This window comes from Bacteroides sp. 14(A) (assembly GCF_000526555.1).
Classification (GTDB): Bacteria; Bacteroidota; Bacteroidia; order Bacteroidales; family Bacteroidaceae; genus Bacteroides; species Bacteroides cellulosilyticus.
Map to the genome: position 1 here is coordinate 998,220 of NZ_JAGH01000005.1, position 11,076 is coordinate 1,009,295.

Here is an 11,076-nt window from a genome sequence, read left to right on the forward strand (position 1 = left end):
CACTTATCACTAACCACTTACCCCTAATCACTATTTTTTTCCTATCTTTGCACCCAAAATAATCAAACCCGGTTATGTTTATGAAGACTGACTACCCATCCGTGTTGCTAATTTATACCGGTGGAACCATCGGCATGATAGAGAACCCAGAGACAGGTGCGCTTGAAAATTTCAACTTCGATCATCTTCTCAAACATGTTCCCGAACTGAAACGTTTCAATTACCGCATCTCTTCCTATCAGTTTGATCCTCCTATTGACTCTTCTGACATGGAGCCTTCGCTTTGGGCAAAAATCGTAAAGATTATCAACTACAATTATGATTACTTCGACGGCTTTGTCATTCTTCATGGAACCGATACCATGTCTTATACGGCCTCTGCTCTCAGTTTCATGCTTGAGAATCTGGCTAAACCCGTTATTCTCACCGGCTCTCAGCTTCCTATCGGCACTCTGCGTACAGATGGAAAAGAAAATCTTATTACCTCTATAGAAATAGCTGCGGCAAAGAACCCCGATGGTACCCCCATCGTTCCCGAAGTGTGTATATTTTTCGAGAATGAATTGATGCGCGGTAATCGCACCACAAAGATCAATGCCGAAAACTTCAACGCATTCCGTTCATTCAACTATCCCTCATTGGCCCATGCAGGCATCCACATCAAATATGACGCCCACATCATCCGCCGTCCTGATCCGACGCGTCCCATGAAGCCTCATTACCTGTTCGATACCAATGTGGTTATGCTCACTCTTTTTCCCGGTATCCAGGAAAGCATCATCAATTCTGTTCTCCATGTCCCGGGTCTGAAAGCGGTTGTACTCAAAACATTCGGTTCCGGAAATGCTCCTCAGAAGGAATGGTTCATCCGCCAACTGAAGGACGCCACAGAACGTGGCATCATTATTGTTAACATCACTCAATGCCAACGTGGCGTAGTCGAAATGGGACGCTACGAAACCGGACTGAAATTGCTGCAAGCAGGCGTCATCAGCGGATACGACAGTACTCCCGAATGTGCAGTAACCAAACTTATGTTCCTCCTTGGCCATGGTCTCAATCAAGCCGAAATCCGCTACCGGATGAACTCTGACCTTGCGGGAGAAATCACTAAATAGCAGATAAAAAATATTCAGTCTAAAATCAACGGGTTATAGTCGATAAAACATTTTTTATTGACTATAACCCGCTTTATTTTGCATATCTCAAAAAACCACTGGATAAAATTTACAAGTTCTCCATTTATATATATCACACTCATTTTTAATAAATAAAGCATCTTACTGAAACAAAAAAACAACTTTTTTATTATTATATCAAATTTATCGTTATCTTTGTGGCGAGAATATGCAAGATATGCACATTTTCGACAGTTAATTAATAAAAAATAAGCTATAATTCATATATATTATTCTATCAAGTATGAGACTAATTAACCGATTATCAGTAATGGCTACTGTGGTAAGCACCATATTTTTAGCCAGTTGCGCGGGTGACGTGTACGATCCCAGTAAGGAACCGCAGGCACCTCCAGCAGAAAATCCTTTCGGGGAAGGCTTTGCAGCCCCGGATGGCTTTGGTTGGACTATGATTACCCCAGTAAAGCTCAATATTGAGGTAAAGGACGACTTCAATGGTCAGTACAAGTACTTGATTGAAGTATTCACCACCAATCCATTGCATGATAAAAATGCAACGCCAATTGCAGCAGGTGTAACAAACGGGAACACAAGTTACATCACAGAAATCAATGTGCCTACAGCCATTGAGAAACTATACATTCGTCAGACCGACCCGAAGCAACGGAAAGAAGTGTACGCACGTACAGTTCCCGAGAATGGCGGCTCAATGAATTTCAAGTTGTACTATACCGGAGTTGACACAAGAGCTACAGGAAATACAGGTTCAGCATTCGAAGCCGCCAAACGAGCAGGCTTCATAGAACCAAGCCATAAGGACAGCGAAGATATCAAGCCTCTCTATGATGAAACAAAAATAATACCTGAAGTACCCGCGGTTTCAGACGGTTATGTTCAGTATAATCCGGGAGCTTTGAACGCCGGAGCTAAATTCATTATCGGAACGGAATACACAGATGACGTCCCTTTCAAAGACAATATACGAGTTCACGAAAGCAGCGGCAGAGCAACTGTATTTGTTCAAGGAGTATGGGATTTGTCTGCATCAGGTAAAAAACTAGCCTCCAGACTTGATATTTATGTGATGAATGGCGGTAAGATAATTGGTTCAAAAGACATCACAATCGATGCCCAAAACACTCTTACTATTCAAAGTGGAGGAAGTGTTGAATCCCAAGGCGGCATCTTCTATTTAGGATGTCCAGCCAAAATCTACGGCTCCATTAATGCAACAAACGTAAAGGTAAATATTGGCACACCTGAAATATACATTGGTGAAAACGGAAGTATTAAAGCTACAGAAACAGGCTATTTCAATAGTGCTCAAGTATTTAACTACGGTGTATTAAGCGCGGGTAAACTTGAATTTATAAAAACTACCGTACTAAATAAATCATATATAGAAAATTGCGAAGATATCCTGATCAACGGTAGTCAGATATTCAACTATGGTGATGTGAAATTCAATGGAACACTTGCAACCAATAACAATACAGGTACGGCAAGTTTCATCAATCATTACCAAGCCACTTTGGCAGGATCAACATGGAACAATGGCGCTTCAGTTTATAACGATGGACTTGTTCAACTTACTGATTTCTATAACACAGCAGTAGGTGAGATATATAATAGCTGTGCATTTATCATCAGAAATGAATTTACTTTCGTTAATTTAATTTTGGATAATGGATCTATTACAAGTGATTGGAGTCAAACAGCAAACGAATGGCTACCTGTTCCGACCATCACCTGTAATCAAAAGGTTGATGTCAAAATGAGAAACAGCTCAATCATAAAAGCTGATAATTTCATTTTAGGCAATGCACCCAACAACATCGTTGGCGAACAAGGTGAAATATCCATGATAAAAATTCGTCAGCTCACACTAAAAAACAACGGAAAAACCAGTATTAGTGGCAATTTAGTGTTTGAGAGGGAAGATACAAACGAATATAGACAGCTTGACGTTACATGTGCTACCACCGGTTACGATGAATCCAAACATTCCATCGAATCTTGTAGCGGTATAATCAACGGTGGCAACGAAGGTGGTGACCCAAGTGATCCGGAATTCCCGATCATCGTTGAAGATGCAACCAACTATACTTTTGCATTCGAGGACAATTGGCCCACTTACGGTGACTTTGATTTGAATGACATTGTAGCCACTATCGATAAAGTAACTTTTGCCCAGCATGAAGACGGCTCTGTAGGAACATACACACTCAACGGAACCTTACAAGCTGTAGGTGCCAGCAAGAAACTCGGTTTAGGCATTCAGTTCCTGGGATTTGCAGCTTCCAATGTCGTAGAGCTGAAAGGTATCGTAGAAGGTGTCACAAGCAATTCCACTCCATTGGGTTTTGAAGCCAATCAAAGCAATCCTGTAATCATCATTTGCAATGATGCGCACCGCTTCATAGGCAATTCAGAAAATGACAGGAGTTATGTCAATACCCTTGCAAATAACAGTAACAATAAGAACGGCGCTAAATTTGAAATATCCATAGAATTCAGAAAAGGTGCAGTGCAACCCAAGGATCTCAATATCAACCAGCTTGATGTATTTATTATATCAAAAGAGGCAAGTTCTAAAATCAAACGTACAGAAATACATGTAGCTGGGTATGCTCCTACCGACCTAGGGAACACTAAACTATTTGGACAAGGAAATGATAAATCATCTGCAGAAGCAAAATGTTATTATCTGAGTTCTGAAAACTTAGCATGGGGGATTGTTATTCCGACAGAATTTGCATGGCCTTTGGAATATAAGAATATCAAAAATGTGTACACAAACTTTGTTAGCTGGGTAACCAGTGGTGGCAAAGAATATAAAGATTGGTACACAGTTCACAATGGTCAAGTATTTAAAGAATAATTCAAAAATTCCTTGATGAGAAAAGCCGATGAATCTCTTTATTCATCGGCTTTTTCAGCAATAAGGAAAGGTATTATTCAGAATACCTCATCATATAGTTAAAAATCACTAATAAACAATCTTTTTAAACCTTATAAAAATTGTTATTATCTTAATTGTACGTATTTTTGTTATTAATCAAGCAAAACAAACAAGGTCATGGAAAAGAAACTTAGAATAAGTCTATTTTTGTCAGCCCTATTAGTCACTTTATGTGTTCTTAGTAGCTGCGAAAAAGATGTCTTTAGCCCCGAAAAGGTTAAAGCAACTTATGAGGATAAGTTCCCTGTCAAAGACATCGACCCGCAGATGGATTGGAAAATGACCAAACAAGTAAAAGTTAACATAAGTGTATACGAAGACTCTGAAACAGACTACATCATTCGCATTTACGACAGCAATCCTTTAATAGTAAATTCCACAGCTAAATTATTAGCAGAAGGAACTATGAGCAATAATGTTTCTTTCATTACTACAATGGACTGTCCTATCACATTAACAGATGTGTTTGTATGCCGTACTGATGCGCATAACCGTAACGTGGTCCGCTATGTATCTATAGTTAATGGAGAAGTGAGCACAACATTCGGCAATGCTACCCATACACGTTCTATGACACGATCTGTTTCAATTGAAACATACACCCCTGAATATTCAGAAACCGACATCAATGCAATGCTAAAAGAGGCGGAAGAGATTACGTCCCAAACAGATTTATTGAATGGAAAAGTATATAAGATATCAGCAGGAAACGTATATACAGGTGTTATCAATAAAAATGGTTTATCTTATGATAATCCTGCCATTATTATCATCTTAGGTAAATGGCATCCCACTATGGGATTAAATATACAACGTGGAATAGACTTCTATGTAATGAATGGAGGAGAAATCACAATCCCGGATTCTCAAACATTGTCATTTATAGAAAATAGCCGTTTAATGATATATAAAGGCGGAATAGTAAACGGAAACAAGATTTATTATTCCAACGGATCTTACAAGCGATATAATTATAATGCCGGCACACTTCAGGTATCTTATGTTGGTATAGACACCCAAGGTATTTTATATAATAATGGTACTCTTCAAATAGGAACATTAGATATAACCAGTGGCGGAAAGCTAATTAACCAAGGACATGCAAAAATCACCTCAACCACTAACAATACTTATATTGAAAATGGGTGCTACTTAGATATAGCCGGCGAATTCCGGGGAGATTTAACTCTTGGTGATAATTGTGCCGCCATTATCAATGAATACCCTGCAACTTGGGGAGGGAAGAAAATAACTCTGGGTGACAATTGCATGATTACCATAAATAAAGCGTCTTTTATGCAGACAATATTTACAGGTAGTTCGCAACCCTCACTCATTAAAGTAGGGACATTAGCAGATATTCAACTTAATCCTAACACTGCCCAAGGAAATATTTATTTTGAGTTTAACAGTTTTAATAGTAATTGGAGCAATGATACTTGGAGATACATAGGCCAACTGACTTACTTCTCTAAATGGGGAGAATCCCCTGTCATCATCCCTAAAGGAGACTGTACCGGTGAAGGTAACAATCCAGGAGAAGGAAGTGAAATTCCTTCTGATCCAATGCCTTATACTTATGTATTCGAAGACAATTATCCTCTTGTAGGAGACTACGACTTTAATGACATCGTATTGGATGTAACCATTGAATACGATCGTGGAGCAGACAATAAAATCACGTCCACCTATCTTAATGTCGCTTTAGCAGCTGCCGGAGCTACCAAAACGATTGGTGCCGGATTACGTATTGTTGGAATAGAAAAATCAGCTATTGGCAATATTAGTTTTAGTGGAGATAAAGATCAATTCCAAGCAACTTTGCTTAATTCCATGTTCAGTACAGGTATTGAGAACGATATGACAATCCCACTTTTTGGAAATGCACACAGAGTATTTGGGGTATCTTCCGGAACAATGGTAAATACAGGAAAGGCGACAGCCCCAGTCTACACTTGCAAAGTTAAAATAGAGCAAAACAATGCCTATCAACAGGAAGATCCAATCATCACCAAAGATAATTTAGACTTTTTCATTGCGTACAAATATAAAAGCATGGAAAAGCGTGTGGAAGTCCACCTCTATGAATTCTGGAAATACGGTGCTACTAATGCGGGTACTGTTCAAGAGACCAATCTTGAATTAGCTGGTAATAACACATGGGCAATCTGTGTTCCTAATTTCCGTTACCCCAACGAAAGTATCAATATCAGTAATCAAAAAGATAACAACGACTGTGCTTATCCTAAGTTTTTAGACTGGGCTCGCAACCGTAACGTTAGCCAAGATTGGTATAAGTACCCTAATGAAGGAAAAGTTTATAGATAATAAATAACAGGTAGAGAACAATTATAAATTATAATAATGAAACAGATATTATTAGTGGATGATAAAGCCTCCATAGGCAAAGTACTTTCTATGTATTTGGGAAAAGAGTATGATTTTGTGTACTGTGAAGATCCCTTAAAAGCTATCGATTGGTTACACGAAGGTAATGAACCAGACTTGATCATATCCGACATACGTATGCCGAAAATGACAGGTTCGGAATTCCTCCATTACCTTAAAAGTAATGAGTTATTTAAGCACATTCCCGTTATGATGCTTTCTAGTGAAGAAAGTACTACTGAACGTATCCGTTTGCTTGAAGAAGGAGCTGTGGACTACATACTGAAGCCTTTCAATCCTATGGAGTTGAAAGTGCGCCTCAAGAAATTCATCTGATTAATAACAAAAACACGTAAAGACACATGTTATACTATATCTATATCGGAAATAACCGGATTATAATTGATCACCTGAGCAAAGTTACAGGGGGTATGTTCGTTGCCGTATCTTCTTCACAGAAAGCGGCAAAAGTTATTGATGGTATTCGTGATCGGTATAACATATCCATTCTTTACGAACAAACCGACTTACGTGAAGCTGATTATATCGAAATTAGCTATCTACGTAAACGTTATCCTCGACTCTATATCACCCTTATTACTGAAGCATTAAAAGCTGAAGACCGAAAAAATTACCTACAAGCCGGAGTTAATAACACACTTCCACCCCATGCTGAAGAAGATAGTATTCAACGTATGACCGTTTATCTTAAAGCACGGAAAGAAAGCAAGCTGAAAGAATTTAGTGAAACCCATCGCAAGATATTGAATACGTTTCGCCTTCCTTTATGGAAACGTACGTTTGATATACTCTTCGCAGGTACCGCTGTAATTATTCTTTCTCCAATATTAATAGGAACAGCTGCTGCCATTCGTTTGGAAAGTAAGGGAAAAATTATCTACAAATCGCAACGTGTTGGTTCTAACTACCAGATTTTTGATTTTCTGAAATTTCGTTCTATGTATACTAATGCAGATAAGCGTTTGAAAGAACTGAATGCTCTCAATCAATATCAAATTGAGGAAGTTGAAAATTCTGATGAAGGGCCTGAAATTCGTTTTGATGATCTTTCAGGAACACCTGATGAAGAAGAAAACCTTTTAATTTCAGACGATTTCGTGATTTCTGAAGAAGATTTTATCAAGAAGAAAGAGAAAATTCAACAGAATACATTTGTTAAACTTGAAAACGACCCACGCATAACACGAGTAGGACGTATCATTCGCAAATATAGTATTGACGAATTACCACAACTATTTAATATTTTGAAAGGTGACATGAGTATTGTGGGAAATCGTCCTCTTCCACTTTATGAAGCAGAATTACTAACAAGTGACGCCTATATAGATCGCTTTATGGCTCCTTCCGGCCTAACCGGATTATGGCAAGTAGAAAAACGAGGTGGTGCAGGTAAAATGTCTGCAGAGGAACGAAAACAGTTGGATATCAAATATGCTAGAGACTTTTCATTTTGGTTAGATATGAAAATTATTTTTAAGACGTTGACAGCATTTGTACAAAAAGAAAATGTATAATTACAATATTAATCATACAGCAAATAAGAAAATGATAAAAAGGTATATTACACTCATTTACTGTAGCGTAACCCTTTGGGGATTATTTACTATCCCTGTGGAAGTTAGTGCCCAAGAACAGACTATGACTCGTGAAGAACGTATAAAAGCTTTAGAACTTCTAAAGATGGAAGATGCACGATGGGAAACTGTGACAGTAATGCAAACAGGAAAAGAAGTACCTCTTGAAATTGAAAAGTTAGAATTACCTCCATTATCTGTTTTTTTGGATGCTGTATCTGAAAATGCCACAGTAAAACGAGCACAGTCACAGGTAGAACAACAAAAAAACGAATATCGTATTGAAAAACGTAGTTGGTGGAACTATTTCCGGTTAAATGGCAACTATGCATTTGGCCGTTTTAATACTTTAAGTGAAAGTAGTGAAACACTTGTAGATTGGTACCAATCTACAAGTACTGGTACACGTCATACCTTCAATTTAGGGGCCAGTGTCAGTATCGGTTTAGGTGATTTATTTAATCGTCCATTAAAGCTCAAAAATTATCGTTACAATATAGAACAGCTACAATATACTCAAGATGAAGTAATGGAAGAACGTAAATTGAAAGTATTAGAAGCCTACAATGCTGTAACTGAACAATTAGCTACTATCAAAGCCAAAGCAGAAACAGCCGCATTATATAATGCACAAATGAAAATATCAGAAAATGACTTTATACAAGGAAAAATAAATATCATTTCACTTTCATTGGAGCGCGCCCGACGTACTGGTGCGGTTACAACTTACGAACAAAGTCGTGTAGCTCTACACAATTCTATTGTGTTACTAGAGATGCTGACAAATGTAAAAATCATCAAAGAAAAGTAAATACCTTATGGATATAATGCGATTCATATCACAATTTCTTTACCGCATTCGCTATTGGCTATTGTGGGGAACTATTTTTGTTACAAGTCTAGTTATCTACTTCACTCAGTTTCTTCCATATAGCTATACCGTGAAAAGTAGCTTATATGCTGGTATTACTACTTCTACTTCTCTTGATGGTTCTGCTATTAATTTTGGAGTAGTAACCAGTACTTTCGACAACCTTATAAATATAGCAAAATCACGAGGCACATTAGAAAAGGTTTCTATTCGTCTATTAGCTAACTCGCTTACCTACGGTGAAGAATGGAAAGACAATCAATATATCCAAGCTAAACATTATCGGCAGTTATTACAAATGGCTCCAAAAGAAGTATTAGCTTTAGTAGATCGGAAAGATGTTGAGAAAACATTAGCCAATCTTACTGCATACCGGAAAGAGAGCAGTAATAATTTCGTATATTCAATTTTTAATCGTCCAGTTGCATTTTATAGTGCAGCTGCCTTAGAGAGTATAAATATTAAACGTGCAGGAAATAGTGATATACTTGAAATAACATATACTTCTGCCGATCCAGGCATCACTCAAAAAACAGTTAGTATTTTAATTGATGAATTAATAAAAGCATACGAAATACTTCGTTTCAAATCAACAAATGATGTAATCGCTTATTTTCAAGAACAAGTACGGCTCGCTAAAATAGCATTAAATAAGGAAGAAGACGATTTGATGAATTATAATGTGCAAGAGCGTGTTATAAACTATCCGGAGGAAACTAAAGCATTAGCATTTACCCGCTATGAAGTCGAAGATCGTCTAGAAGAAGCCGAGCGCATCTATCAAGGTGCTGTAGCTTTGCGCGATATGCTTGATGAAAGAATGGATGTACGCGCTCAAATAATTCGTAGCAACACAAATTTGTTGCAAGAATTAAATAAAGTCAGCACACTGAACCAAAGCATTATGGAGCAAGAAATCTTTACCACTGATAAACATCAGCAAACTGATAGCAAATTACGCAAAGAAAAAGAAGCTCTTAAAAAAGCTGAAGACAATATTAGCCATATTTCTGACAATCTTAATGAATACAATTTTACTAAAGAAGGTGTCGGTATTGAAAGTATGGTAAATGAGTGGCTGACTGCATGTGTCAATGAAGCAAAAGCTAAAGCAGAATTGCAAGTACTGTTAAAACGTCAAGAAGATATATTTAGCCAATACAGTCACATGTCCCCTATCGGTACGCAAGTAAATCGCAAACAGCGTGCTATTGATATTGCTGAAGACAACTATCGCACACAACTCAAGGGACTGGCAGATGCAAATCTCCGTCTCAAAAATATTGAAATGAGCACAAGTAACTTACAGACAGTAGCTCCTCCAGATTATCCATTAACAGATAATGGGCGAAAACGTTTACTTTACATCCTCATTGCATTTGTAGGTACTATAGTGTTCATTATTACTTATTTCCTTCTTATAGAATTGCTTGACCGTACGTTACGTGATCCTTACCGCAGCAAGCGTCTCACGGGATTACCCGTCATTGCAGCCTTCAATGGTATCAGTAACCTGAAATACCGTGGTTTTCTTAAAGCCTGCAATCGTATTGCTGCAGCTTATAGTTGCCGTCAATTAAATAAATATATGAAACCAGGACAAACGACCATAATCAGTTTGTTAAGTATTAATCCTCGAGAAGGCAAATCGTTCTTAATTAAGTACTTCATGGAATATTGGAAATCAGAAGGACTTCATGTACGTTTAGTACGGCATGACTTAGATTTTGAAACCGAAGACAAAAGATACGTACAAGCAGAACAGTTATCTGATTTTTGGCAACTCAATGAAGTTGAGCAGATACCTGACATTATTTTAGTAGAATATCCTGCAATCAAAGATGCATCTATACCATTACCGGTGCTTCAAAAGGCTGATGCAAATTTATTAATAGCAAATGCTTGTCGTTTATGGCGAAACAGTGACGATGCCACCCTTGATCCCATAAAAGAAGCCTTGCAAACAACTCCATTCCTGCTGTACTTAAATAATGCTGATCGTGATGTTGTTGAATCATTTACAGGTGAGTTACCGCCTAAAATGCCAATTCATTCATTCTTTAGTCGCTTGGCACAACTAGGGCTGACTTCTCAAAAAGCAGCAGTAAAATAAACAAATCA

At 37.8% G+C, this 11,076-nt stretch carries 7 protein-coding genes; all 7 read left to right on the forward strand.

Annotated elements, in window-relative coordinates:
* Positions 1 to 80: 80 nt before the first annotated feature.
* A complete protein-coding gene (locus K429_RS0127010; protein WP_029328796.1) occupies positions 81 to 1,118 on the forward strand; it encodes an asparaginase in 1,038 nt (345 codons plus the stop codon).
* A gap of 304 nt (positions 1,119 to 1,422) precedes the next feature.
* Positions 1,423 to 4,020, forward strand: coding sequence for an LruC domain-containing protein (locus K429_RS0127020; protein ID WP_029328797.1), 2,598 nt, complete (start codon positions 1,423 to 1,425; stop codon positions 4,018 to 4,020).
* Between the two features lie 198 nt (positions 4,021 to 4,218).
* Positions 4,219 to 6,429: an LruC domain-containing protein gene (locus K429_RS0127025; protein WP_029328798.1), complete on the forward strand. Its 2,211-nt coding sequence runs from the start codon at positions 4,219 to 4,221 to the stop codon at positions 6,427 to 6,429.
* A gap of 36 nt (positions 6,430 to 6,465) precedes the next feature.
* Positions 6,466 to 6,825 (forward strand): PleD family two-component system response regulator, encoded by a 360-nt coding sequence (locus K429_RS0127030; RefSeq protein WP_007662320.1) that lies wholly within the window; start codon positions 6,466 to 6,468, stop codon positions 6,823 to 6,825.
* A 26-nt stretch (positions 6,826 to 6,851) separates the two neighbouring features.
* Positions 6,852 to 8,024, forward strand: coding sequence for a sugar transferase (locus K429_RS0127035; protein WP_029328800.1), 1,173 nt, complete (start codon positions 6,852 to 6,854; stop codon positions 8,022 to 8,024).
* A 31-nt stretch (positions 8,025 to 8,055) separates the two neighbouring features.
* A complete protein-coding gene (locus K429_RS0127040) occupies positions 8,056 to 8,895 on the forward strand; it encodes a TolC family protein (protein WP_029328801.1) in 840 nt (279 codons plus the stop codon).
* Positions 8,896 to 8,902: 7 nt separating this feature from the next.
* Positions 8,903 to 11,068, forward strand: a complete 2,166-nt coding sequence (locus K429_RS0127045) for a hypothetical protein (RefSeq protein WP_029328802.1) — start codon at positions 8,903 to 8,905, stop codon at positions 11,066 to 11,068.
* Positions 11,069 to 11,076: the final 8 nt, after the last annotated feature.

Coding starts and splice junctions, on each gene's coding strand:
- K429_RS0127010 (WP_029328796.1), top strand. CDS start 81: ATGAAGACTGACTACCCATCCGTGTTGCTAATTTATACCGGTGGAACC.
- K429_RS0127020 (WP_029328797.1), top strand. CDS start 1,423: ATGAGACTAATTAACCGATTATCAGTAATGGCTACTGTGGTAAGCACC.
- K429_RS0127025 (WP_029328798.1), top strand. CDS start 4,219: ATGGAAAAGAAACTTAGAATAAGTCTATTTTTGTCAGCCCTATTAGTC.
- K429_RS0127030 (WP_007662320.1), top strand. CDS start 6,466: ATGAAACAGATATTATTAGTGGATGATAAAGCCTCCATAGGCAAAGTA.
- K429_RS0127035 (WP_029328800.1), top strand. CDS start 6,852: ATGTTATACTATATCTATATCGGAAATAACCGGATTATAATTGATCAC.
- K429_RS0127040 (WP_029328801.1), top strand. CDS start 8,056: ATGATAAAAAGGTATATTACACTCATTTACTGTAGCGTAACCCTTTGG.
- K429_RS0127045 (WP_029328802.1), top strand. CDS start 8,903: ATGGATATAATGCGATTCATATCACAATTTCTTTACCGCATTCGCTAT.